The organism is Actinomadura syzygii (assembly GCF_008085905.1).
Taxonomy (GTDB): Bacteria; Actinomycetota; Actinomycetes; order Streptosporangiales; family Streptosporangiaceae; genus Spirillospora; species Spirillospora syzygii.
The window spans coordinates 110,827-133,507 of the sequence record NZ_VSFF01000010.1; the positions used below are offsets into that span (position 1 = coordinate 110,827).

The 22,681-nt window shown below is 69.0% G+C and carries 24 protein-coding genes and 1 tRNA gene; 19 read left to right on the forward strand and 6 right to left on the reverse strand.

Annotated elements, in window-relative coordinates; translation table 11 throughout:
* The first annotated feature begins 64 nt into the window (after window positions 1-64).
* The 4 genes from FXF65_RS25900 to FXF65_RS25915 all read left to right on the forward strand — a co-directional run bounded on the left by FXF65_RS25900 (window position 65) and on the right by FXF65_RS25915 (window position 5,831).
* A complete protein-coding gene (locus FXF65_RS25900; protein ID WP_148352638.1) occupies window positions 65-721 on the forward strand; it encodes a winged helix-turn-helix domain-containing protein in 657 nt (218 codons plus the stop codon).
* Window positions 718-2,040 carry a sensor histidine kinase gene (locus FXF65_RS25905; RefSeq protein ID WP_148352639.1) on the forward strand — a complete coding sequence of 441 codons (1,323 nt, stop codon included), beginning with the start codon at window positions 718-720 and terminating at the stop codon, window positions 2,038-2,040. Before FXF65_RS25900 ends, FXF65_RS25905 begins: the two co-directional genes overlap by 4 nt.
* Before the next feature lie 957 nt (window positions 2,041-2,997).
* The gene (locus FXF65_RS25910; RefSeq protein WP_148352640.1) at window positions 2,998-4,599 is read left to right on the forward strand and encodes a DUF262 domain-containing protein; all 1,602 of its coding nucleotides are present in this window, start codon (window positions 2,998-3,000) and stop codon (window positions 4,597-4,599) included.
* Entirely contained in the window at window positions 4,599-5,831 is a 1,233-nt protein-coding gene (locus FXF65_RS25915; RefSeq protein ID WP_148352641.1) for a type II toxin-antitoxin system HipA family toxin, read from the forward strand. Before FXF65_RS25910 ends, FXF65_RS25915 begins: the two co-directional genes overlap by 1 nt.
* 132 nt (window positions 5,832-5,963) lie before the next feature.
* On the opposite strand, the gene FXF65_RS25920 is transcribed toward FXF65_RS25915, so the two are convergent.
* The 3 genes from FXF65_RS25920 to FXF65_RS25930 are packed head-to-tail and all read right to left on the reverse strand — an operon-like array spanning window position 5,964 to window position 7,575.
* Entirely contained in the window at window positions 5,964-6,365 is a 402-nt protein-coding gene (locus FXF65_RS25920) for an NUDIX hydrolase (RefSeq protein ID WP_246199102.1), read from the reverse strand.
* 26 nt (window positions 6,366-6,391) lie between these two features.
* The gene (locus tag FXF65_RS25925; protein WP_148352643.1) at window positions 6,392-6,820 is read right to left on the reverse strand and encodes an NUDIX hydrolase; all 429 of its coding nucleotides are present in this window, start codon (window positions 6,818-6,820) and stop codon (window positions 6,392-6,394) included.
* Window positions 6,820-7,575 carry a GntR family transcriptional regulator gene (locus tag FXF65_RS25930; RefSeq protein ID WP_148352644.1) on the reverse strand — a complete coding sequence of 252 codons (756 nt, stop codon included), beginning with the start codon at window positions 7,573-7,575 and terminating at the stop codon, window positions 6,820-6,822. The genes FXF65_RS25925 and FXF65_RS25930 overlap by 1 nt, the downstream gene beginning before the upstream one ends.
* A gap of 233 nt (window positions 7,576-7,808) precedes the next feature.
* Between FXF65_RS25930 and FXF65_RS25935 the strand changes: the two genes are divergently transcribed.
* The 14 genes from FXF65_RS25935 (at window position 7,809) to FXF65_RS25990 (ending at window position 20,041) form a co-directional block, all read left to right on the forward strand.
* Window positions 7,809-8,015, forward strand: a complete 207-nt coding sequence (locus tag FXF65_RS25935; RefSeq protein WP_148352645.1) for a helix-turn-helix domain-containing protein — start codon at window positions 7,809-7,811, stop codon at window positions 8,013-8,015.
* The gene (locus FXF65_RS25940; protein WP_148352646.1) at window positions 8,015-8,614 is read left to right on the forward strand and encodes a 3'-5' exonuclease; all 600 of its coding nucleotides are present in this window, start codon (window positions 8,015-8,017) and stop codon (window positions 8,612-8,614) included. The genes FXF65_RS25935 and FXF65_RS25940 overlap by 1 nt, the downstream gene beginning before the upstream one ends.
* Window positions 8,611-8,823, forward strand: a complete 213-nt coding sequence (locus tag FXF65_RS25945; protein ID WP_148352647.1) for a hypothetical protein — start codon at window positions 8,611-8,613, stop codon at window positions 8,821-8,823. The genes FXF65_RS25940 and FXF65_RS25945 overlap by 4 nt, the downstream gene beginning before the upstream one ends.
* 69 nt (window positions 8,824-8,892) lie before the next feature.
* A complete protein-coding gene (locus FXF65_RS45965) occupies window positions 8,893-9,522 on the forward strand; it encodes a hypothetical protein (RefSeq protein ID WP_148352648.1) in 630 nt (209 codons plus the stop codon).
* Window positions 9,519-10,937 (forward strand): hypothetical protein, encoded by a 1,419-nt coding sequence (locus FXF65_RS45970; RefSeq protein WP_148352649.1) that lies wholly within the window; start codon window positions 9,519-9,521, stop codon window positions 10,935-10,937. The genes FXF65_RS45965 and FXF65_RS45970 overlap by 4 nt, the downstream gene beginning before the upstream one ends.
* Window positions 10,937-11,260, forward strand: a complete 324-nt coding sequence (locus FXF65_RS25960; RefSeq protein WP_148352650.1) for a hypothetical protein — start codon at window positions 10,937-10,939, stop codon at window positions 11,258-11,260. The genes FXF65_RS45970 and FXF65_RS25960 overlap by 1 nt, the downstream gene beginning before the upstream one ends.
* A complete protein-coding gene (locus tag FXF65_RS25965; RefSeq protein ID WP_148352651.1) occupies window positions 11,257-11,706 on the forward strand; it encodes a Pycsar system effector family protein in 450 nt (149 codons plus the stop codon). Before FXF65_RS25960 ends, FXF65_RS25965 begins: the two co-directional genes overlap by 4 nt.
* A 225-nt stretch (window positions 11,707-11,931) precedes the next feature.
* Window positions 11,932-12,072, forward strand: a complete 141-nt coding sequence (locus tag FXF65_RS43940; RefSeq protein ID WP_187412506.1) for a hypothetical protein — start codon at window positions 11,932-11,934, stop codon at window positions 12,070-12,072.
* 93 nt (window positions 12,073-12,165) lie between these two features.
* Window positions 12,166-12,564: a hypothetical protein gene (locus tag FXF65_RS25970; RefSeq protein ID WP_148352652.1), complete on the forward strand. Its 399-nt coding sequence runs from the start codon at window positions 12,166-12,168 to the stop codon at window positions 12,562-12,564.
* Between the two features lie 245 nt (window positions 12,565-12,809).
* A complete protein-coding gene (locus tag FXF65_RS25975) occupies window positions 12,810-13,085 on the forward strand; it encodes a hypothetical protein (RefSeq protein WP_148352653.1) in 276 nt (91 codons plus the stop codon).
* Window positions 13,082-15,970, forward strand: coding sequence for a DNA translocase FtsK (locus FXF65_RS45445; RefSeq protein ID WP_246199103.1), 2,889 nt, complete (start codon window positions 13,082-13,084; stop codon window positions 15,968-15,970). Before FXF65_RS25975 ends, FXF65_RS45445 begins: the two co-directional genes overlap by 4 nt.
* A 72-nt stretch (window positions 15,971-16,042) precedes the next feature.
* Window positions 16,043-16,441: a hypothetical protein gene (locus FXF65_RS43945; RefSeq protein WP_187412508.1), complete on the forward strand. Its 399-nt coding sequence runs from the start codon at window positions 16,043-16,045 to the stop codon at window positions 16,439-16,441.
* A gap of 169 nt (window positions 16,442-16,610) precedes the next feature.
* On the forward strand, window positions 16,611-18,596 hold the full coding sequence (locus tag FXF65_RS25985; protein ID WP_187412509.1) for a DUF3987 domain-containing protein: 1,986 nt from the start codon (window positions 16,611-16,613) through the stop codon (window positions 18,594-18,596).
* Window positions 18,597-18,784: 188 nt separating this feature from the next.
* Window positions 18,785-20,041, forward strand: a complete 1,257-nt coding sequence (locus tag FXF65_RS25990; RefSeq protein WP_148352655.1) for a tyrosine-type recombinase/integrase — start codon at window positions 18,785-18,787, stop codon at window positions 20,039-20,041.
* A gap of 261 nt (window positions 20,042-20,302) precedes the next feature.
* On the opposite strand, the gene FXF65_RS25995 is transcribed toward FXF65_RS25990, so the two are convergent.
* A tRNA-Asn gene (locus tag FXF65_RS25995) sits at window positions 20,303-20,375 on the reverse strand.
* A 156-nt stretch (window positions 20,376-20,531) separates the two neighbouring features.
* Between FXF65_RS25995 and FXF65_RS26000 the strand changes: the two genes are divergently transcribed.
* On the forward strand, window positions 20,532-20,810 hold the full coding sequence (locus FXF65_RS26000) for a YtxH domain-containing protein (protein ID WP_148352656.1): 279 nt from the start codon (window positions 20,532-20,534) through the stop codon (window positions 20,808-20,810).
* On the opposite strand, the gene FXF65_RS26005 is transcribed toward FXF65_RS26000, so the two are convergent.
* A complete protein-coding gene (locus FXF65_RS26005; RefSeq protein ID WP_148352657.1) occupies window positions 20,807-21,301 on the reverse strand; it encodes a hypothetical protein in 495 nt (164 codons plus the stop codon). The genes FXF65_RS26000 and FXF65_RS26005 overlap by 4 nt on opposite strands.
* Before the next feature lie 18 nt (window positions 21,302-21,319).
* The gene (locus FXF65_RS26010; protein ID WP_148352658.1) at window positions 21,320-22,639 is read right to left on the reverse strand and encodes an MGH1-like glycoside hydrolase domain-containing protein; all 1,320 of its coding nucleotides are present in this window, start codon (window positions 22,637-22,639) and stop codon (window positions 21,320-21,322) included.
* Between the last annotated feature and the right edge of the window lie 42 nt (window positions 22,640-22,681).

Here is a 22,681-nt window from a genome sequence, read left to right on the forward strand (position 1 = left end):
TGATGAAGCGACCGCGTCCGGACTATGGCTTGCGCCCGTTGACCTGCGCCATTACGTTACCGCGATGCGTGTGCTTGTCGTCGAGGACGACGCCGACCTCCGCCGCGGCGTGGAGGGCGCGCTCCGCTCGGCCGGGTTCGCCGTCGACACCGCCCCCGACCTGCCCGAAGCCGACGAGGCGCTGGCCGTCAACGACTACGACTGCGCGGTGTTCGACCGGATCCTGCCCGCCGGTGACGCGCTCGGCTACGTCCGGCGGCGCCGCGACGCCGGATGGACGCTCGCGGTCCTGTTCCTGACCGCGCGCGACTCCACGGCCGACCGGGTCGCCGGCTTCGAGCACGGCGGCGACGACTACCTGGTGAAGCCGTTCGCGATCGCCGAGCTGATCGCCCGCGTCCGGAACCTGTGCAGGCGCGGACGGGTCGTCCGGCCGCCGGTCCTGCGGCACGCCGACATCGAGCTCGACACCGCGCGCCGCGAGGCCCGGCGCGCCGGGGTGCTGCTGACGCTGACGGGCAAGGAGTACTCCGTCCTCGAACAGCTCATGGTCCACGAGGGCGCGGTCGTCGGCCGCGACGTCCTCATCGAGCACTGCTGGGACGCGATGGCCGAGCCCATGTCCAACGTCGTCGACGTGGCGGTCGCGGGCCTGCGGCGCAAGCTCGGCGCCCCGCCGCCGATCGCGACGGTCCGCGGCGCCGGGTACCGGCTGACGTGAGCCGCGCGGCGGCCCCGCCCACCGCGAGCGCCCGGCTGCGGCGGCTGCGGCGGCGGCTCACCCTGATCTTCACGGCGATGTTCGTCCCGGCACTGGCGGTGCTCGCGGTCACCATCGCCTGGGCGGACGGGTCGTCCCGCCGCCAGCGCCTCGACGACGGGCTGCGCCGCGTCAGCGCGTCCGAGACCCGGCTCGCCTACTTCGACCGCGGCCGGATCGCGTTCGACGAGATCGAGGCCGACGACCTGCACACCCGCTGCCCGGGGTTCGTGGTGGTGCCGGGCTCCGCCGCGCCGTTCCCCGCGCACTGGAGCCGCCGCGCGTGCGACCCGCTCGACCGCCCGGCGCTGGAGCGGCGGCTGAACCGCGAGGCCGCCGAGGCCATGCGGCACGAGACCGAGTACTCGCGGCCGCGGACGATCAGCACGCCCGACGGCGCCCGGCTGCGCGTCTCCATGGAGCTGATCTGGGACGACGACGCCGACGCCTGGGGCGGCGCGGTCATCGCCGTCGCCGGCACGGCGGACCTGGAGGCGGCGCACCGGCGGACCGTCCTGCTGACCGGCCTCGGCTGCGCGGCCCTGCTCGCCCTCGCCGGGCTGGCCGGGCACGCCCTCGCGCGTCCGGCGATGCGGCCCGTCGTCACGGCATTGGAGCAGCAGGAGACACTCCTCGCCGACGCGGCGCACGACCTGCGCTCGCCGCTCGCCGCGCTGCGCGTCCTCGCCGAGACGGCCCGCGCCGACCCGGCCCAGCAGGCGGAGCTGCTCCCCCGCACCGTGCGGCTGGCGGAACGGATGAGCGGCCTCATCGACGGGCTCCTCACCCGGGCCCGGCTCGTCGCCGGCGTCGAACGGTTCGCGCCGCAGCCCCTCCGCCTCGACCAGCTCGTCGAAAGCGTCCTCGACGAGCGTCCCGAGGAAGAACGACCAGACGCCGACCTCCGCCCCAGCGTGGTGCCCGGCGACCCGGACCTGCTGCGCAGGGCCGTCGCCAACCTGATCGACAACGCGCTGCGACACGGTCACGCCCCCGGCGAACCCGCCCAGGTCACCGTCACCGTCGCCGAAGGCCAGGTCACGGTAGCCGACCGGGGCCCAGGCATCCCGCCCGACATCGCCGAAACGATCTTCACCCGCTTCCACAGCGGATCAGGATCGACCGGCCTGGGACTCACCATCGCCCGCTGGATCGCCCACACCCACGGCGGAACACTCTCAGTAACCACGACACCCGAGGAAGGCACCACCTTCCTCCTCGCCCTACCAACCCAAAGCACCCGCAGAAACCGACACCGACGCCGCCCCGAAGGACACTGAGAAAGAGGGGTATGGGGCGAGAGCCCCACATCGGGGGTCCGGGGGTCGTCCCCCGGGAAGGCACTGCGGGCCCCGGCGAAAGCGAGCGGAGCTCGATGAGCACACCACCCCGCCTCGGCTCCCGCGACTGGACTCGAACCAGTGGCAAGCAACGTTTCAGCAGGTCGGCGTAGGTTCTGACCAGGGCGCACACGACCGCCAAGGTCCAGCAGAGTCCGCACGGCGACACGGCGATCGTCAAGCAGTCCGTCAAGCAGCGCCAGCCCTACCGTCGCTGCGTCGGCTTAGGACAGCGACGGATGTTGGCCTAATGGCCCTGCGCTGCTGCCTTCTCGTTTGTAAGCCAAGCTCGCCCCGCCAAGACACAACACCCCGCCCTGCACAGTGGCACTCCACAGCTCAGCAACGTCCACCAGCCTCCCCCACGACTGTCACTCAGCTAGACACCCATATGGAGCGACCAGGCATGCTGTACGACGGTCCCTCTCCACACGCCCAAGAGCCACCTGCAACCGGCTCCCTAAAAGAACCGTTGCCCCTGTGAGCCCGGCACGGCCACCTGGCCCAGCACACCGACGGATCTCCGGTGAAAACTCTTACGACAACTCAAAACACCCACTAGCGCGGCGCCCAGCCGCCACGCCTGAGTCGCGAGCCGGTCATGCGGCGTGTGTCATCGGCTCCTCTCTCTCATCTCGGTCAGGGCCAAGGGGTTGCATGGAGCTTCGGCAGCGGTTAGGGCGTTGTTCCTCCTGCTGGAATCTCCTTACAGCGCTCAGTACTCTTTATGGGTGCCCCTTGGGGAGGCCATAGGGTCCCCGGCCCCGACCCGGTCGAGCAGCGACCAGGGGCCGTGTCCTCATGCAGCCACACCTCTGACTCCCAAGAACCAAGCGTCTCAGACGAGTTTTGGATAGGCTGTTAGTGCTCGATCTCACGATGCGGGGAGACTAGCGTATGACAATCGCGCCACTTGAAAAGTCTGGCTCATCCAGCTTTTCAATTCCAGAAATTGTGTCAGCAGCCGAAGTGGGAAGAATTAGAGTCCCCACTTTTCAGCGCCAATTTGTGTGGAACGCAGGCGATGTTCGCAACCTATTTGACAGTTTGTATCGAGGTTTTCCGGTAGGCACACTGCTCCTATGGACCCGCCATTCACCGGCAGGTCGAGTACAACTCGGCCCTATCGAGTTTGACACCGAAGAAAGAAGTGACGCCCTTTGGGTAGTCGACGGCCAGCAAAGAATTACTAGCCTATTCGCCGCCCTGACCAAAAAATTCGAGATAGAAGATACGCGCTTCCGCGTAAATTTTGATCTTACTACGCAGAAGTTTGTTACGCCACGGAAGGGCGTTATCAATCCGCGCCAGATCCCTGTCAGAGAGGCCATGGAGACTCGCACACTTCAAGCGTGGCTGCGAAACCATTGGGACGAACTGACACCGGAAGACTACGACACAGCAGATCAACTCGTCGGCCAACTCCGGGATTACAGAATTCCCGCATACATCGTCAACGAAGAAGATCAGGCTCTTCTTCGCGAAGTATTCGACCGGGTAAATTCTGCCGGTAAGCCGATTAGTAGAGCACAGGTCTTCCATGCTTTGTTCGGAGGCGAGGCAGACCTGGCTAGTCCGGCCGCCGTTGTCTCTGCACTAGAAGACCTCAACTTCGGTACGCTCGAAGAAAACCGAATCGTCCAGAGTGTCCTCGCCCTACGGGGCGGCGACGTACAGCGTGATATCCATGACGAATTCAGAGGCGGCGAAGACCCTGCCGACTGGTTCGATAAGACTGAAGAGGCCCTGCGCCTCGCCATCAACTTCCTTCGTGCAGAGGGTGTTCTGCACATTCGGCTGATGCCAAATACCCTACCCCTGCCGGTCCTGGCAGCGTTCTTCCATCTTCATCCGACCCCAGAGCCGTGGATCCTACGCCTCCTCAGTCGGTGGCTTTGGCGCGGATGGGTACATGGTTTCGGCCGTGAAGGCGGGCAAACACCGGTTCTTCGCCGGGCAATTCGCTCGGTCAACCCCGACTATCGGAACCCGCAGAACGCGCCGAGCCCTTTTGAGGCCGTTAAGTCTCTACTGGAATTTACTCCCGATCGGGCCGTTCCCGATTTCAACCTTCAGGCTTTGTACACTAAGGGCGCGAATGGACGGCTAATCGTCCTTGCTCTCGCATCGCTCGGGCCTCTTGACAATCAGGGCCAAAAGATTGACCTCGCCACTGAACTGGAGGACAAAGGAATTGATGCGTTGACTGAATTTGTGCGCAACAACCGCTCACGTGCCGGCGCACGAGGTTTTTGGCAGAGTTCCTCGCCACCGATTACTGCGGTGAGTGACAAATCGATTCTTTGTTCCCACGCTATTACTCCTCTCGCCCTGGAGGCTCTAGAGTCCGGCGACAAAGAGAGGTTTATGAGTCTACGGGAAGAAGAGATTAATCCTCTGGTGCATAATTTTCTCGATAGTCGCCTTGAACCGAACGCTCCCATCCGCCCACCTCTGTCTGAACTTATCGAGTTGGCGACAGCAGAGGAAGACGACTAATGTCGTCAGACGGAGCATTGGCGGTCCAACTTCAGCGTCCAGACGGAAGCTGGGTTGACGTGGGATGGCTCGAGAGGCGCGACCAAACAAACTGGTTCTCGTTCTCAGAAGAGTATTGGCACATCAGAGACCGCCCGGTTCTAGGCCAGGCTTTTGAGGAATCTGGCCTTCGATGGAAGAGCAGGTCTACGGTAACGCTTCCCAGATGGTTCTCACACTTGTTGCCGGAAGGGCCGCTGCGTGAAGCGGTCGCAAGGGCCGCACAGGTGAACGCGGCACGAGAGTTCGAGTTGATTTCGCGCCTGGGTCTAAGTGATCTGCCGGGTGGTATCCGCGCTTTCGCCGTTGAAGACAGAGAATGGACACCCGTCCCCGCCGCTCCTGGAACCGAAGAGCGCATCGACGACCCACTACTAAAGTTCAGCCTGGATGGCGCACAACTTAAGTTCTCCTTGTACGGAACTTCGAAAGGACTCACTGTTCCCGTTAAGGGACAAGCGGGCAATTTCATCGTCAAGTTTCCGGACAATCGGCCGGGCTTCGATGGCGTTCCTGAGGCAGAGGCAGCCAGCCTTCGCCTTGCTCAAGCTATCGGAATTCCCACACCAGAGTTCTTTCTGATCAATCCCGCTACAATTACTGGACTTGAAGAGTGGACATCAAAAACGGGTGCTAAGCAGGCACTAGCCGTCAGAAGATTTGATCGATCGACAGACCAACGCAGAGTTCACATGGAGGAACTTGCCCAAGTCCTAGATATTCCCACCGTCAACCAAAACGCAAAGTACAACAAGGCAAATTTTGAAGTCGTCGCTGCCGTGATCGGAGGACTGGTCGGCATTGATGCCGTTGGCGAGGCCATCGATAGGATCGTACTAAATATCCTGCTCGGCAATGGAGACGCACATCTCAAAAACTGGGCTTTCTTGTATCTTGACGGCAAGAATCCCAAACTTAGTCCAGTTTACGACATCCTGCCAACCGTCCTTTATATTCCCGAAGACGACCTAGGAATGAACCTCAATAAGACTAAGAATTTCACGCTTATTACGCCGTCTCACTTTGAGCAATTGGGACGACGGTCCAGCTTTGGGGCCTCCCAGGCGGCCGACAGGGCGCGGCTAACCGTCGAGAAAGTTATGGCCAATTGGAGTATTTTAAAAGATCATCTAACCAGAGACAAATACTCCGAACTTGACAAGCGCTTGAAGACACTTGCTCTACTTAGGTAAAAGCAATAGACTTTTGAATCTTTCGCAACCGCCGTCTAAATTTGCACAGGGCCTGAAGTCACGAGAATGACTTGGATAAGTCTGGACAGCAAACACCATAATTAGATGGCGAGTGCTACCACCAACAGATAATCAGCCCAGGAGACGGGTCCCGTCGTGTGCGCGGATGAGAACTGTTGACTGGGTGACCAGTGCGTCTTGGACTCGGATGGCGAAGGCTTCGTGGGCCAGCTCGGCTACCTCGTCGGCTGTGACCCAGCGGAAGCCGGAGGATTCGTCGGACTCTCGTAAGGAGTCGGACTCGACCTTGCAGCGGAAGACCAGTGCCACGATGCCACGGGGCATATTTTTGTAGACGCCGGTCAGAGCAATCGGCGTTACCTCCAGGCCGGTCTCCTCCTGGACCTCACGGCGGAGGCCCGAGATGATGTCTTCGTTCCGCTCTAGGACGCCGCCGGGCACTTCCCAGTGGCCGTTGTCTCGGCGCTGGATCAGGAGGGCGCGGCCTTGGTCGTCGACGATGACGCCAGCCACGCTGACAGAGTGGCGGCTGTCTGCACTCACAGCAGTGCGGTCCCATCGTGAGCTCGGACGAACGGGCCGCCCTCGCTGAGGGCGTCCGTGACGCGGATGGCCCGAGCCTCTGGCATTGCTTCGATCGCCTCCGCGGGACGGAGCCAGGCGACTGAGACGGCTTCGTCTGATGTATGCGGCTCTCCATCGACGGGCCGGCAGAGGATGGCTAGGGAGACCACGCCGAGCTTCATGTTTTTGTAGACACCAGTCAGTCGCTCCGGCTCGACTTTTACACCGGTTTCTTCGAGCACCTCACGGACTACGCCCTCATACGGAGTCTCGTCCAGTTCCAGCACGCCGCCTGGTGGCACCCATCGGCCATCGTCAGCTCTCTTGATTGCCAGGATGCAACCGTCCGGACGTCGCACGATTCCCGACACGCTCACCGAATGACGAGGAAGGTCAGCGCTCATCACTCTTCAACCGTCCATTCATAGGTGAGCTTCCATAGCTGACTAGGAAAGGCGTTGATAACAACTTCTAGGGGCCTGCCTGTCCGGTCGAAGGCGAACCGCACCACTTCGAGGACATGCTGAGCGGTGCTGATCCGTAGGAAGTCAGCTTCCTCGGGAGATGCCCTCCGGGATTCGATCTCTTCGGCAAAGCGCACAACTCGATGTCCGCGCTCGGCCAAGCGCTCATAGAGGCCCGTCGGCCCGGTATCCGGGAATGCAATATCGACTTCGCCAGCTACGGACATCGGGATGTAGGACGCGGCGAGTTGCACAGGCCGTTCGTCCGCGAACATGTGACGCTTTCGGATGAGCGTCAACTCCCCCTCTGGCAGATCTAGACGTGTGGCTACATCGGGAGGCGGTTCGACGGCCTCAGCCTGCTTTAGCTCCGTTCTCGGCGCAAGACCCGCTTTACGCATGCCCTCGGCAAAGCTGCTACCCGACCCGTTCCCGCGGGCAGGAATGCGGCGGACACGCTTAACCGTGGGGATGTCGAGCACAAATGAACCGACGCCCCGTTCCGTCCGGATGAGTCCCTCTGATTCGAGGATCCCGATGGCACGGCTGATGGAGGTCTGGTTGAGCCCGTACTTGCGGGCCAGCTCGGGCTGGCTCGGCAGCGCGGCACCCGGCCCGTAGGTGCCCCGGACGATGGCCTCACGGAGATCGTCTGCCACCTGGCGGTAGCGCGATCTTGGGTGCTGCAGGGGCACGGTCTCTCCTCCGAGCTGCAGGAGCTTATGACCACAACCCTAGCGCCTGCGCCGGTTGCGTCCTGTTTCTGCTGGTCAGTGTGCTGGTTGTCGCTCAGTCTTGGCACCTATGACATATGTGTTAGGCTCCGCATCGGTGCTAGCGACCGACCACGGACGCTTGCGAACGAACAAGGAAGGCCCTCGGCAAGGTGCCGCCTCGGGCCCCGAAACTCTTGGGAGGTACCCCCATCGTGACCAGTCCCCCTGTTCAGGCGGCTTCGCCCGCCCGGTTGTACCGGGTGGGTGAGGCGATGGAGTTGCTGTCGCTGTCGCGCAGCGTGATCTATGAGCTGATCCGGTCGGGTCGGCTGCGGTCGGTTCGGGAGGGTCGTTCGCGGCGGATCCCGGGTTCGGCGATCGCCGAGTACATCGCGCTGCTGGAAAGCGAGGCGCGGTGATGGCCGGGGCGCCCGCGTGGGAGTCCGACCGGCGGGCGGCCGCGGTGTGGGCGCAGGGATTACTGGCCGCGCCGGCCGGGCGGGTGGTGGTGCTGGACACCGAGACCACCTCGCTGGACGGCTACTTGGTCGAATTGGCCGTCACCGACCTGCAGGGCCGGGTGCTGCTGGGCACCCAACTCAACCCCGGCACCCCCATCGACGCCAAGGCCACGTCGATGCACCGGCTGGCCGCTGCGCAGTTGGGCGCGATGCCGCGGTTCGGTGAGGTCGCCGGCACGCTGGCCCGGATCCTGCGGGACCGGACGGTGGTGATCTACAACGCCGCGTTCGACATGCAGATCCTGCGCAACGAGATCCGGCGGCTGGACCCCTCGGCCGACGAGGTGCGGGAGGCGCTCAACACCGCGCGGTGGGAGTGCGCGATGCAGCAATACGCGGCGTTCTGCGGTGAGTGGAACGACTACCACGGCAACTACCGGTGGCAGCGGCTGCCCGGTGGAGACCACACCGCGCTGGGCGACTGCCGCGCCACCATCGCGATCCTCGCCCAGATGGCGGCTGAGGCGGCCGAGCGCTCCCCGGACGAGGCGTCATGACCCGCGCCACCCCCAAGGCCGCCGGTTCGGCGCCGGTGTCGGGGCTGCGGATCCGGCTGATCGGTCTGCCGGAGGAGGTGCGGGCGGGCGCTGAGGTGCTGGCCGAGGTGTTCGACCTGGTCGAGGTCTCCAAGGCGTACCCGTCCCGCGGCGCGTCCCGGAACGTGCGCGTGTACGTGGAAGCGCGGTTCAAGAGCTCTGGAACGTAGAGCGGCCCTCGTCCTGGCGACGCAACCGCCGGACGAGGGCCTTGATCGGACCTTGGGAGGTCCAACCCGATGAACTCTCATTCTGACACCTCGACGGCTCCGTTCTGGGTCGATGGGGACTACGACCGGGATTACGCCAGTGATGGCGTGTCCAGGTACGGCGCCTACGTCCGGGACCGGCTGGACACCACGTTCGCCGAGTGCTGGGACGACGGGGACTCCCCGGCGTTCCGGCTGGCGGAGTTCGCGGCCGCGGCCTGGCGGACGGCGACCGGGCCGGTGATGGCGCCCGGCTACATCCGCTGCCACTCGCGGGTGCTGGGCGCTCAGGTGGAGCGCAGCACCTGGGACGGGTCGCTGATCGCGTCGGTGAGCTTGGTGGCGCCGTGGCCGGCGGAGCTGGCTCGCTCGGCGGGCTGGCGGCGCGGCCTGTCCTGGCGGGACTGGCCCACCGAGCTGCGCGGCGAAGGCCACGACTTCGTCCACCCAAGTGAGCGGGACGTCACCGAGTCGCCGTTCCTGCAGGCCAGTCTCGCGCTGACCTTCCCGGTGCCGCTCGACCGGATGCCCTCGGCCCCGGCCGGTCCGCGTCGCGACGTGGTGGGCCGGGCCCGGCAGACGGTGCAGGTCCTGGCCGCCGAGCTGAACTACATCGTGCGGCCGGTCCTGGACGTGCTGGACGGGAGGCGGCCGCGATGACGACGGCGAGGATTCGCGGCGGGCGGCGCCAGGCCGCCGAGGAAGCGCTGCCCGAGGTGCAAGTGCCCGAGGAACTGGCGCGGGAGCTGGCCCGGCAACGGGAGCTGGCGGACGCGCGGCGTGCGGACGAGTTGGCGCGGGCTCGGGCTGAGGCCGGGCACGGCCGGGCCCGGGCGGACGTGGCCGAGGAGACGCGGCTGGCCGAGCTGGCGCGGGCCGAGCGCGAGGCCGACGTGCAGGCCGACGCCGAGCTGGCGCGGATGTTCCGGGAGTTCCGCGCGAACGGTGCGCGGACCCGGGTCCGGGCGGACATGGCGCGGTCGGGTGAGGCGCGGGCGCTGCGGTTGGAGTGGCTACGCCGACTGAACCTGCGCGTGCTGGTGCCGGTCCTGGTCGGGTTCGGGATCTGGTCGACGACCGGTGTGCAGCAGGGCGCGGCCCGGCTGATGGCCGCCGCCTCCGGCTCGCCGGTGTGGTGGGCGCTGTGGGGTCTGGAGGCGCTGCTGATCGGCGCGGTGTGCTGGATCATCATCGCCCGCGCTCGCCTGTCGGCGTCCGGCGGGAAGTTGGCGGCGTCGGCTGAGCGGATCGGGGTCGGGTGCCTGACCACGTCGGTGTTCCTGAACCTGATCGCGGCCGTCCCGGTCGGCGACGGGCCGCACCCTTCGGGGTGGGCGGTGCCGGGCGCGATGTTCGCGCACGCGCTCGGCCCGGTCGGCGCCGCGGTTACAGCGCACCTGATCGGCCTGGTTGACCGATCGATCGGCGAGGCCGACCCGTGGCACGAGGGCAAGGGCGAGAACAAGGTCGCGGTGCCGCGGCTGGCCGAGATGGACTTGAGCGTCCCGGCCGCGTCCGTCCCCGCGTCCGTCCCCGCGTTCGCCGCTGCGTCCCAGGACGAGGACGCGCCCGAGACTGCGTCCGAGGTGCGGGCGGCAGTGGTGTGGCCGGTCCTGCGCGGTGACCGTACCGGGCTGCCGGTGGTGGCCCGCCCGCAGCCCGTAGGGCCCGTGGAGTCGTTGGGACGGGGCGTGTCACGAACGCGGGCTGACCGGGACGGCGAGCGGCCGCGCCAGGGTGGCGCGGAGGCGTCGGCCGACCCGTCTGCCAACCACCGTGAGGTGCGTCCGAACCGGGGTGTGCGGGTTCCGCCGACCGCGCGTCGGCGCGCCAGCGCCAACCGCAGCCGCAGCGATGAGGAGCTGAGCGCGCGGCTGGCCGAGTTGGTGGAGTCCGGGGAGTTGGAGCCGGTGTCGGTGCGCGCGGTCGAGCGCGCGCTCGGCGTCGGACGCGACCGCGCCAAGCGGGTGCTGGAGCTGGCCGGTCTCGGCGAGAACCCGGTGCCCGGGCCGGCGGTCGAGTCCGGCGACCAGGGCGACCGTCCGCTGACGGTGCTGGCGGGGGGTGTGCGGTGATGGCGGTCAAGAACTCGGCCCCGGCGCCGTCCCCGCTGGCCTTGTTGCGCAGCCCCGGGCAGTTGCGCAAGGCGCTGAGCAGGGCGCGCCGTGACGCCGAGGCGTGGCGGTTGCGGTACGCCGAGATGCACGTGGCCTACGTGGAGTTGCTCGCGCGGGCCCGCGCCGAGGTCGCCGAGACCCGGACCGGGACGCCGCAGCGGGCCGGTCACCTGGCCGGGTACCTGGACGAGATCGGCCTGCTGCCGCCAGACGGCGCGGTTCCTGACGCCCTGGTGGCCGAGGGCCTGGCCGTCGCGGCCGGGCTGCAGGACCCGCGATGACCGCGCCGACCCCGAAGCCGATCGACGCCGAGCTGGCGGCGGTGCGCGGTGAGCAGGTCCGGCTGGACGCCAAGTGCGGCACGCTCACGGCCGTGGTCGGCGCGGTGATGGCGATCCTGACCAGCCAGATCGGCCGGACCCCAGTGGCGGTCCGCGTGGTCCTGGCGCTGGCCGGGGTGGCGTTGGCCGCGTCGGCGGTGGTGCTGCTGGCCGGGGTGTTGCGGCCGCGGCTCGGCACCTCGGGGTTCGTGCGGTACGCGGCGATGACCCCGGCTCAGATCACCACGGCGTTCGCCGGGTGGACCCCTAACGAGACCTCTACTGACCTGCGGTTCCTGTCGGAACTGGTCCTGGTCAAGCAGCGTCGCCTGCGCAGGGCGATCGATCTGCTGATCACGGGGCTGGTCCTGGTCGGGATCGCGCTCGGCGTGGCGGTGATCGCGTGATCCACCGCCCGTGCTCGGCGGGCAATCCCGCTCCCGGGCAGGCGAAAGGCCCCGCCGGAAGTCCCTAGCAAAGATCACCGGCGAGGCCACCTCAAGAGAGGCAGGTCCCAGTATGGCCGACCAGCGCAGCAGCAGCGGCGGAACCGTCAGCAGCGGCGGCGGACCGGCGTCCAGGGGCGAGCCGCAGAGCGTGCGGGACGCCTACGACAAGAAGCGGAGCGGCAAGTGAGCGGCGGGAAGGCGTGCTGCCCGAGCTGCAGGAACGACGCCCGGGTCAGCTACGGCGGCCGCCGAGGCACCTCCGGCCCGAGCCGGGACGTGTGGCGGTGCTCCCAGCACGGCGAGTTCACCACACCCGCCCGCTGAGCCGACCGCTGACCAGGTAAGACGCGGGGCCGGTCCTGGACCGACCGGCCCCGCTACCCAACGGAGATCAACCCAGTTCCGAAGGAGCTTCCAATGATGGCATTCACCATCCAGGCCGGGGCGGTCGCCGCAGTCCAGGCGACCGGGCACCCGGCGATACGGCCCGCGGTTCCGGCTGGTCAGGCCACGGCGTTGGTGCTGGCCGAGGCGCCGCAGCAGGCGCCCACGCAACTGCCGGGCGAGGCCGAGGGCGGCACGATCATGATCCTCGTGGTCTTGGCGTTCCTCTGGTACATCCTCAAGCACAAGAAGGCAAAGCCCACCCACGTCGTGGTCTCCTTCGTCGCCGGGGTGCTGCTGGCCGGGTCGCTGTTCGGGCTGATGGCTCGGCAGGTCTCGGCGTCTCTGGGCACCGGCATGCAGTCGATGTTCAGCACCGTCACCACCACCGGCGGCTCGGGCAACGGCTCGGGCCCGGGAACCGGCCGCTGACACCCCGTGGTGGTGACAGGCAGTGAGCGGCGGCGGCGCCGGGCACGCACCCCCGCGCCGCCGCCCAGGCCCTCGGACGGCCCCGGACGGCCCTCGTCTCAGGGCGGCGTCTCACCGTCTCGTCTCACCGTCTCGCATCCTCCTCTTGACACGCCCCAAGGCGCGCGCGTATGCGCGCGCGCGAGCCGCTTCTGAGACAGCGCCCTTGAGACAGCCCGCCAGACCGCCCTGGGAGAGGACACCTGATGACCTTTGACCCTGACGCCGTCCCGGCCCGGCCCGCTACGGCGCGTGAACTCCGCCAAGCGCGCCGGCGGGCCGACAACCGCCGGGAGTTCTTCGCCGCCAAGCGCGCCGCGGCCGCCACCGCGACCGACCGCGCCGCCACGGCGTGGGACCAGTGGCGCGCCCTGATCCGCGACCTGCCCGACGCCGAAGCCGAGCGGCTCGCCGAGGACATCGCCGACCGCCTCGCCGACCAGATCGACCACCTGACCGCCCTGCAAGGAGACCGGCCGTGATCGTGCAGCCCAACGACGACCCCGACGAGCACGGCACCGACGAGCGCGCCCAGCGTCGTCCCAGGCCGAGGCCGGGCCGAGCCCCGGTCGAGTCGGACAAGACCGACTCGCCCGCCGCGACGCGGCCACAGGAGCGGGTGCCGCGGCGGTACCGGTCCGGGATCCTGGACGTGGTGCGCGACGCCGTCCAGAACTGGCGCGAGCGCGACGAACCCCCGCCGGTCTCCCCCTACGGGGACGAGCCTGACGCCGAGCCTGGTCCGGCGGCCGCGCTTCCCGCCGATGCGGCGGGGACGGGTTGGGCCGCTCGGCAGGGTGCCCACGTCAAGGTCGGCGCGCGGGTGGGCGTCGTGCGGTGGCGGGTGTGGGTGACCGCGGCGGACTTGACCGAAGACGAACTGACCGAGCGGGCCGCTGAGCGCGTCGCCGAGCGGCTCCGGGACGAGGCCGAAGCCGAGGAGGAGAACTGGCAGCGGGCCCGTGAGGTGGCCGCTGAGCGGCGCGGCGGCCGGACCTCCCGGACGCCCCGGGGCTCTGGGACGGCATCGCGGTCGGCGCGGGTGCGGGCCGAGGACATCGAGCCGACCGCCGCCGAGATCGCCTCGACCCGGTCCCGGATCCGGTGGGCGCGCGGCGGCGGCTCGGCCGCGGCGGTGGTGCTGGGCTGGCAGGCCGCGATGCGGATGCCGCTGCTCTTGGCGGTGGTGATCGCCGGTGGCCTGGCAGGCGCGTGGTGGCTCGGCCGCCGCGCCGAAACCGCCCCGGACCCCGACCGCCTCGCCGACGACGGCGAGGCCGCGTCGACGCCCACCGCTACGGCGGCCGCGCAGCAGGGCGCCGACGCCACCCCGTCCGGCGGTGCGCCGGTCCTGGCCGAGGACGCCGCCCAGGCCGCCGGCCCCAACGAGCGCCAGGGCGAGGACGGCGACGCCGCCCAGGTGGAGGCGCCGCAGTACGCGCTGCCCGCCGAGGACCTGCTCAAGGCCCAGCCACCGGCGTCCGGCGGGGGCCGGGAGGCCGACCGGGTCTGCGAGCGGATCGCCAAGGTGCTGGCCGATCACAACGTGGAGGCGAAGGTGACCGGGTACACGCGCGGGCCGACCGTTACCCGGTATGAGATCGCGCCCGCGCCGGGCGTGAAGGTCGAGAAGATCACCACCCTGCAGAAGACGCTCGCGCTGGCCACCCGCGCGGTGGCGCTGCGGATGCAGGCGCCCATTCCCGGCAAGTCCGTGGTCGGGGTGGAGATCCCCAACGCGGTCAAGGACGTCGTCAGCCTCGGCGACGTCCTGCGCTCGGAGATCGCGCAAGCCGAGCGGCACCCGCTGATCGTCGGCCTGGGCCGCGACGTCGAGGGCCGGACCGTGTTGGCGAACCTGGCCAAGATGCCGCATCTGCTGATCGCCGGTGCGACCGGCGCGGGCAAGTCGACCTGCATTAACGGCCTGATCATCTCGATTCTGATGCGCGCCACCCCGGCAGTGGTGCGGATGATCCTGGTCGACCCCAAGCGGGTCGAGCTGACGCCCTACCGGGGCCTCCCGCATCTGCTCACCCCGATCATCACCAATCCGCGCAAGGCGGCCGAGGCGCTGGAGTGGGTCGCCGGTGAGATGGACCGCCGCTACGACGAGCTGGCCGCGGCCGGGGTCCGCAACATCGACGAGTACAACACCGCGGCGACCGCCGGAAAGATCACCCGCGCCGCCGAGGGCGAGCGGGCCCAGTCGATGCCCTACCTGCTGGTGATCGTGGACGAGCTCGCCGACCTGATGATGATCGCGCCCAAGGACGTCGAAGCCTCCATCGTGCGGATCACCCAGCTCGCCCGCGCCGCCGGAATTCACCTGATCCTGGCCACCCAGCGGCCCAGCGTCGACGTCGTCACTGGACTCATCAAGGCCAACGTCCCGTCCCGGCTGGCGTTCGCCACCAGCTCCGGCACCGACAGCCGAGTCATCCTCGACCAGACCGGCGCCGAGAAACTCCTCGGCCAAGGCGACGCGCTGTTCCTGCCGATGGGCGCCGGTGAACCGATGCGGCTGCAGAACGCCTTCGTCTCCGACCGGGAGATCAACCGCGTCGTCGCCGTCTGCAAACGGCAGGGCGTCCCCGCAGCGGCCGCGAGCGGGCCGGACGCCGACCAGCCCGGCGAGCGGGCCAGCGACCGGGCCGAGGACACGGCCACAGACGCGGCAGCGCCCTACGACACCGCCTACCAGGCCGCCCCGGACGCCGACACGGCCAGCGGCACCGGCAGCGGGTCCGGCGTCGACGACCGGGCGCAGGACGATCCCCAGGACGACGGCGAGGACGACGCGCACGACGTCGACGACGGGCCGGGCCTGGACGCCCCGGCCGCCCCACCGGCCGAGGCCACCGCCACCGGCACGGCCCAGCCGTCCATCGAGGACCGGCTGATCGCGGTGCTGCAGGCCGCCGGAGACGAGCCGGTGACCTGGGAGCCCCTGGCCGAGGCGACCGGGCTCAGCCGCCCCACCGTGTACCGGCGCATGGCCGCCCTGGTCGACCAGGGCCGCGCCCGCCCCGCCGCCGCTGGCGGCTGGGAACTGCCCGCCACCGACTCGCGCGGGCACGGCCAGGACGCCGCCGACGTCGGGGACGGCGAGCCCGGCCGGTCCGCCGAGGACGACGGCGACGCCGAGCTGGTGGCCGCCGCGGCGGAACTGGTGGTGTCCACCCAGTTCGGATCCACCTCGATGCTGCAGCGCAAACTCCGCGTCGGCTACGCCAAGGCCAACGCCCTGATGGACCGGCTGCAGGCCATCGGCGTCGTCGGCCCGGCCGAAGGCTCCCAAGCCCGCCAGGTCCTAACCGGCCCGCACGACCTCGACCGCGTCCTAGCCCGGATACGCGGCCACTGACCACCCGACCCGATCAACCCAATTTCGGCGGGGGCCCTGGACCGGCCCCCGCCCCAACCGAAGGAGAAACCCATGTCCAACCTGCTCGAACTGCCGTCCGCCCTGGACGGCCTGGTCGAACGCGGCGACGCGCTCCACACGGTGATCGAGAAGGTGGGCGAGTACGCGCCCGCCGTCGCCGAGCTGATGGACACCCTCGCCGCGATCTCCGACCAGATCACCGATGACCGACTGGAGGAGGTCACCGACCAGTCCCTGGACCTGCGACGCACCAACGTGGCGATCTTCGTCGCGCTACTGCACGACACCGTCGCCGGACTCGGCGCCCTCCTGTTCAGCATGGAACTGGACGAGTGGCTCAGCGACCGCGCCCACGACGCCCTGCCCGGCGCCCAAGGCGCGGTGTACAGCCTCGTCGAATCCCTGGCCATCCTCACCGAAGGCATCCGCCCCGCAGGCGAACGCGAGTAGCCACCCCACTGGCCCGGCCCGGCGCCACGCGCGGGCCGGGCCTTTCCCGGCCCGCCGAATCACACCCGGCCCACCGCTCTCACTACTCGCGAACGGCCCCGTCCTCGCCGTGGAGGAACCCAATGAGAACTGCCCGCACTCACCGCGTCGCGTCGCGGACGGTCACCCGATGACCAAGCCTCCGCTGCGCGTGCTGGACGGCGGCCACGACGACCCAGACCCACACCGCTCACTCCCCCACGACATCGGAGCTGAACGGCAGGTACTCGGCGCGATGATGCTCTCAACCCGAGCCGTCGCCGACGCCCGCGCCCTGCTGGACGGCAGCGAGTTCTACCGCCCCGCACACCAGGAAATCTGGCAGGCCATCTGCGGCCTGGCCGACCGCGGCGACCCCTGCGAACCCACCGCCGTGGCCGCCGAACTCGGGCCCCGTCGGCTCACCAAGGTCGGCGGCGGCCCCTACCTGCACACCCTCATCCAGGACACCGTTTCCTCCACCCAGGCCGGCTACTACTCCCACCGCCTCGCCGAGTTGGCCTACGCCCGCACCATCGCCATGACCGGCACCCACCTCATCCAGCTCAGCCACCAGGCAACCGACGGCGACGCCACTGACCTGCGCGGCGCCGTCGCCGCCGCCGTCCAGGACATCACCACACCCGACGCCCGCGGCTGGCCCACACCCACCCCGCTGGAAGCCGCGCGGGAACTCCCGAGCTTCCCGCTGCCGATGCTGCCGGACTGGCTCGCCGAATACGCCGCCCGCCTCGCCGAGCAAACCCAAACCCCCACCGACCTGTCCGGCTGCCTCGCCCTGGCCGTCCTGGCGGTCGCCGCCGGCGGCAAGGTCTGGGTCCAAGCCCGCGGCTGGCGCGAACCCACCAACCTGTTCACCGTCATCGCCCTCGGCCCCGGCAACCGCAAGTCCGAGGTGTTCGCGGCGATGACCGGCCCGATCCGCGCCGCCGAGACCATGCTCCGCGACCAAGCCCAACCCCACATCACCGACATCGCCATCCAACGCCGCGTCGCCGAAGCCGACATGGAAAAAGCGGAAAAGGCCGCGATCAACGCCATTGACGCCATCGTCCGCGAACAACATCTCGAAGACGCACGAATCGCCGCCGAACGGCTCCAGGAACTGCAGATACCGGCCGAGCCGCGACTGTTCTCCGACGACGCCACCCCGGAAATCCTGACCTCGCAGCTCGCGCAGCAGGGCGGCCGGATGGCCGTCCTGTCCCCCGAGGGCGAGATCTTCTCCATCGCCGCCGGACGCTACAGCGGAGCGCCGAACTTCGCCGTCCTCAAACACGGCCACGCCGGTGAGGGAATGCGCATCGACCGCGTCGGACGCCCCTCCGAAATCATCGAATCCGCGCACGTCACCCTCGGCATCTGCACCCAACCCGACGTCCTGGCCGGTCTCGCCGACACCCCGCAATTCCGCGGCCAGGGACTACTCGGCCGGATCCTGTACGCCGTCCCGCACTCACTGCTCGGCTACCGAGACCCAAGCCCCGAACTCATCCCCGCCCACATCACCCACACCTACACCGACACCCTCACCAGTCTCATCACCCGCCTGCACGCCCTCACCGACCCGATCACCCTGCAGTTCACCGACACGGCCCTGAACGCCGTCCAGGAGCTGCTGCGCGAAACCGAACCGCGCTACCGGCCCGGCAACGACCTGGCCCACATGCCCGACTGGGGCGGCAAATACCCCGGCGCCGTCGTCCGCATCGCCGGACTCCTCCACCTAGCCGCGAACCATCACGGCACCTGGAACAAACCCATCACCACCGACACCTTCGCCTGCGCCCGCCACATCGGCGACTACTACCTCACCCACGCCCAAGCCGCCTACGACCTCATCGGCGCCGACCCGGACCTCGCCGACGCCCGCGCCCTCCGCGACTGGATCACCCGCACCGGCACCCACCGCTTCGCCGCCAGCGACGCCGTCCAGGCCCTGCGCGCCCGCTTCCGCAAGGTCGCCGACGTCGAGCCGGGCCTGAGAGTCCTGGAAGCCCATGGCTGGGTCAGACGGCTACCCGCCCCACCCCGCGCAAGTGGCCCCGGCCGCAGCCGCGCACCCGTCTACGAGGTCCATCCGAACGCCCTCGAAGACGCCTCTCAAGACCCCTAGCCGCGCCCTGCGGCCCGCTACACACGGTGACCGCTGCCGAGGCGCGAACCGCAGACGGGCCCTACAAGCCACCAAGAAATACAGAGAAATCAATTGTTCTGTATTTCTTGCAGGCATGTAGGCGCATGGCTCCGCTCCCCACTCCCAACCTCGTCACTCAGCGTGACGCCTGCTCGAAGGAGATCACCATGCCCAGAACCACTCCCGCCACCCCCGAAGAGCCCGACGACGACAACGAGCCCGACAAGAGGCGGCGCCCCAACGGAGACGGCGGACTGCACTGGGACAAGAGCCGACGCCGCTGGATCGCCTCGGTGACCGTCGGGTACACGCCCGCCGGTAAGCGGATCGTCCGCACGGCCAGCGACAGGAGTAAGAGCAGGGCGCTCAAGAAGCTGCAGCAAAAGCTCCGCGACCGCGAGGACGGGCTGCCCAGCGAGGACACCCGGTACACCGTGCGGCAAGCCGTTGAGGACTGGTTCGAGTTCGGGTTGGCCGGCCGCGCACCCAAGACCGTGGAGACCTGGGAGGGCCTCGCCAAGAACCACATCATCCCGGACCTCGGGGCGCGCAAGCTCCGGGAGCTGACCGCCGATGACGTGGACCGGTGGTTGGCGAGCAAGGCCAAGACCCTCAGTACGAAGACGCTCCGCGAGCTGGTCTCCATTCTCAAGCGGGCCGTCGCCCGTGCGCAGGCCCGCGAGCGCGTCCGGCGGAACGTCGTCCTGCTGTGCGAGGTCCCGAAAGGCCAACCGGGACGTCCCTCAAAGTCCCTGACGTTCGATCAAGCCGTCGCTTTCTTGGAGGCGGCTGCGGCTTCCGGACGGCCGGACATGCACGCCTACGTGACCGTGTCCATGCTCACCGGGATCCGGACGGAGGAGGCGCGGGCGCTCCGCTGGTCTCACGTCGTCGGCTACGACGCCGAGCGCCAGGCATGGCTGCCGGTCGACAAGGCCGGATGGAACCACCAGGAGTTCGCCGTGTACGTGTGGCGAGCGGACCGCCACGGCGAGGACACCAAAACCGAGAAGTCCCGGCGCAGCCTCAAGCTCCCTGCCCGGTGTATCTCAGCCCTGCACGAGCTCTACAGCGCCCAGGGCGGTGCCTTCCTCGACGCCAGGGCGGCGTTCCCTCCCGATCCGGACCGGCTGGTCTTCCCCAAGCCCGACGGAGGCAAGCAGGGACCGATGGACATCCTGCGAGCCTTCCGGAAGGTGGCCGACCGCGCCGGGCTGAAAGGCTCCGAGTGGACGACCCGGGAGCTGCGGCACACCTTCGTGTCCCTCCTGTCGGACAACGAGATGCCGATCGAAGACATCGCACGCCTGGTCGGTCACAGCAGCACCCGCGTCACCGAGACGGTCTACCGGCACCAGCTCCGACCCGTCATGGAGAGCGGCGCCACGCAGATGGACCGTCTCTTCCCAGGCGAGCCCTCGTGAGGTCACGCCGGGCCGCGGCGGCTGTACGAGGATGAGGCCCGGACGACGTGGGCCCGCCGTCGGCGGCGGCTCACCGCGTCGGGTCGTAGGCCAGCTCACGGCGAACCAAGGCCGTAGGCGTCGCAAACGGCCTGGTCGCAAGGGCCTAGCCGCCCGCGCCTGCGGGGCTTAGTCACGCAGTTAGTCAAGCAGAGAAGCGAAGAGCCCCGGTCCGGTGCGAGCGGACGGGGCCTGACCTGGGGTTTTTGGGAAAAGGAAAAGCTCCCGCGACTGGACTCGAACCAGTAACCTGCCGGTTAACAGCCGGCTGCTCTGCCAATTGAGCTACGCGGGATCGGGTGCGTGCCGGGCGGTGGGGCCCGGCGGCGGGTCTAGGTTAGCGCATGTGCCGCGCTGTTCGCGCATCCGTTATTCGCGCCACGTCACGGATGGGCGCCGAGTTGGCGGGTATAGGGGTTGGCACGATTCCGCCGTCATCGGGAGCAGGGACATGAAAGCTCGCACAATGTTCATGGCAGGGGCCGCGCTCGGGTACGTCCTCGGCACCAAGGCCGGGCGCGAGCGGTACGAGCAGATCAAGCGGCTGTCGCAGCAGGTGTCGGACAACCCGAACGTGCAGGAGGCGGCCGGGAAGCTGCGGGCCAAGGGCGAGGAGTTCGCCGGTGCCGCGCGCGACAAGGCGGGGCACCTGAAGGAACGGGTGCCCGAGCAGATCCCGGGTCGCAAGCCGGCGGGCGAGCGGGAGCAGCCGGGCGTCTACCCCGGTTAGAGGCCCGTTTGACGGCGCAGGTCGTGCAGGATCTGTTCGGCTTGCGCGCGTAGGCCAGGGTCGTCGGGGTCCAGCCCGGCGTCGAACACGAACGTCCAGCGGACGTCGCCGCCCGTGGCGGGGCGCCGTCCGGCGATGCGTACCTTGCCGCCGCCCGGCAGCACGGCCTGTTGGCTGACGACGACGGTGGCGGTCACACGCTCCCGCACGGTCTCGGGCACTGTGCCTGGTTCGGTGAGGCGGACGTGGTGTTCGGCGCCCCCCGACGTCTCCTGGACGTGGAGCCACCCGTCCTTCCACTGGGCGTGGTCGACGCGCTCCCACGGGATGCGCGTGAAGCCGCCCTCCGCGGTCGGCAGGTGGAGGGCGGTGGTGGTGGCGACCACGTGCGACCCGCCGCGGGTGGGCGCGGCGGTGAGGACGCGTTCGCGCCGCTCCAGCGCGAGCTTGTCGCGGACCTCGGCGGGCAGGGGGCCCCGGAGTAGGCGCATGCCCCCACGGTAGGCGATTCAGGCGGCCTGCGGCGCGCGGCGGGCTCCGAGCAGGTCCAGGACGAGCGCCGCCGACCAGGCGTAGTCGTGGCTGCCGCGGCCCGTCCCGTCGAACGGGTCGAAGAACTCCCGGAAGCCGGACTGCCGGACGAGCCGCATCGTCGCCCCGTACAGCAGGTCCGCGACGACGGGGAGGTCGTGGCCGAGGGCGCCGTACCAGACGAGCCAGTTCGTGCTGATCCAGGTGGGGCCGCGCCAGTAGCCGCCCCGGTCGAACGCGGGCGCCTGGATGTCGCAGGTCGGCACGGGGTATCCGGCGGCGCCCGCGAACCGCGCGGACAGCAGCAGGTCGACGAGGTTCCGGACGATCGGCGCGGGCAGCTCCGGGTCGAGCAGGGGTCCGAACGCGCCGACGGTGACGACGGGCAGCAGCCGGTCGTCGCGCAGGTCGCGGGGGCGGAAGCAGCCGGTGTCGGGGTCCCAGAGCCGGGCGAGGATCGCGTGGTGGACGCGGCCCGCGCATTCGAGGTGCGGGACGGGGTCCGCGCCGACGATCCCGGCGATCTCGGCGAGCGCGTGGGTGGACGCCAGGTAGACGGCGTTGACGAGCGGGTCCTCGACGGCGAACGGGTGCGCGTCGCGCAGGTATCCCGGGTTGTATCCGGCGTCCCGGAGCAGGGCGACAAGCCGGACGTAGCGGTCGTAGTCCTCCCCCGTCGGGAGAGTGTGGGGGCGCTGCGCGGGCGCGTACGCGGACGGCGGGAGCCGCAGCGCGGCGAGCGGACGGTCCCACGCGGGGCTGTTGTCGAGCCCCGACTCCCACGGGTGGCAGATCGCGATGAGGCCGCTCGATCCGATGTCGCGGCAGCGGGCGAGGTAGCGGTGCTGCGCGGCGAGCATCGGGTAGAGGCGGGCGAGGAAGGCCCGGCTGCTCTCGGTGTCGGGCGCGCATTCGTGGAGGCGGAGCGCGGTGAGGGCGTGCAGCGGCGGCTGGGTGAGGCCGGAGGTGAGGACGCCGCGCGGCGCGGCGGGCTGGCGTTCGCTGCGCCACAGTTCGGGGCCGGGGAAGAAGGCGTACCGGGCGAGGCTCGTGTTGAACACGATGTGCGGGAGCATCCCGTCCGCCCACTGGCCGCGGAACAGGGAGAGCAGTTCGGCCTCGGCGCGGTCGCGGCGGTGGCGGGCGAGGCCCAGGCTGATGAACGCCGAGTCCCAGCTCCACTGGTGCGGGTACAGGCCCGGGGACGCCGCGGTGGACGTCCCGGTCCAGTTCGCGTCGAGGACCCTGGCCGCGGCCTTCCACAGCGCGGTCTCATCGCCGGTCAGACGAGAGCTCATGTGGTCAGGTTGACCTCCTCCTCAGCGCGGGGGCTCACCGTG

Coding starts and splice junctions, on each gene's coding strand:
- FXF65_RS43945 (WP_187412508.1), top strand. CDS start 16,043: ATGTCCAACCTGCTCGAACTGCCGTCCGCCCTGGACGGCCTGGTCGAA.
- FXF65_RS25975 (WP_148352653.1), top strand. CDS start 12,810: ATGACCTTTGACCCTGACGCCGTCCCGGCCCGGCCCGCTACGGCGCGT.
- FXF65_RS25910 (WP_148352640.1), top strand. CDS start 2,998: ATGACAATCGCGCCACTTGAAAAGTCTGGCTCATCCAGCTTTTCAATT.
- FXF65_RS25990 (WP_148352655.1), top strand. CDS start 18,785: ATGCCCAGAACCACTCCCGCCACCCCCGAAGAGCCCGACGACGACAAC.
- FXF65_RS26005 (WP_148352657.1), bottom strand. CDS start 21,301: ATGCGCCTACTCCGGGGCCCCCTGCCCGCCGAGGTCCGCGACAAGCTC.
- FXF65_RS25915 (WP_148352641.1), top strand. CDS start 4,599: ATGTCGTCAGACGGAGCATTGGCGGTCCAACTTCAGCGTCCAGACGGA.
- FXF65_RS26000 (WP_148352656.1), top strand. CDS start 20,532: ATGAAAGCTCGCACAATGTTCATGGCAGGGGCCGCGCTCGGGTACGTC.
- FXF65_RS25945 (WP_148352647.1), top strand. CDS start 8,611: ATGACCCGCGCCACCCCCAAGGCCGCCGGTTCGGCGCCGGTGTCGGGG.
- FXF65_RS25960 (WP_148352650.1), top strand. CDS start 10,937: ATGGCGGTCAAGAACTCGGCCCCGGCGCCGTCCCCGCTGGCCTTGTTG.
- FXF65_RS25900 (WP_148352638.1), top strand. CDS start 65: ATGCGTGTGCTTGTCGTCGAGGACGACGCCGACCTCCGCCGCGGCGTG.
- FXF65_RS45970 (WP_148352649.1), top strand. CDS start 9,519: ATGACGACGGCGAGGATTCGCGGCGGGCGGCGCCAGGCCGCCGAGGAA.
- FXF65_RS25965 (WP_148352651.1), top strand. CDS start 11,257: ATGACCGCGCCGACCCCGAAGCCGATCGACGCCGAGCTGGCGGCGGTG.
- FXF65_RS25970 (WP_148352652.1), top strand. CDS start 12,166: ATGATGGCATTCACCATCCAGGCCGGGGCGGTCGCCGCAGTCCAGGCG.
- FXF65_RS25940 (WP_148352646.1), top strand. CDS start 8,015: ATGGCCGGGGCGCCCGCGTGGGAGTCCGACCGGCGGGCGGCCGCGGTG.
- FXF65_RS25985 (WP_187412509.1), top strand. CDS start 16,611: ATGACCAAGCCTCCGCTGCGCGTGCTGGACGGCGGCCACGACGACCCA.
- FXF65_RS26010 (WP_148352658.1), bottom strand. CDS start 22,639: ATGAGCTCTCGTCTGACCGGCGATGAGACCGCGCTGTGGAAGGCCGCG.
- FXF65_RS45965 (WP_148352648.1), top strand. CDS start 8,893: ATGAACTCTCATTCTGACACCTCGACGGCTCCGTTCTGGGTCGATGGG.
- FXF65_RS25925 (WP_148352643.1), bottom strand. CDS start 6,820: ATGAGCGCTGACCTTCCTCGTCATTCGGTGAGCGTGTCGGGAATCGTG.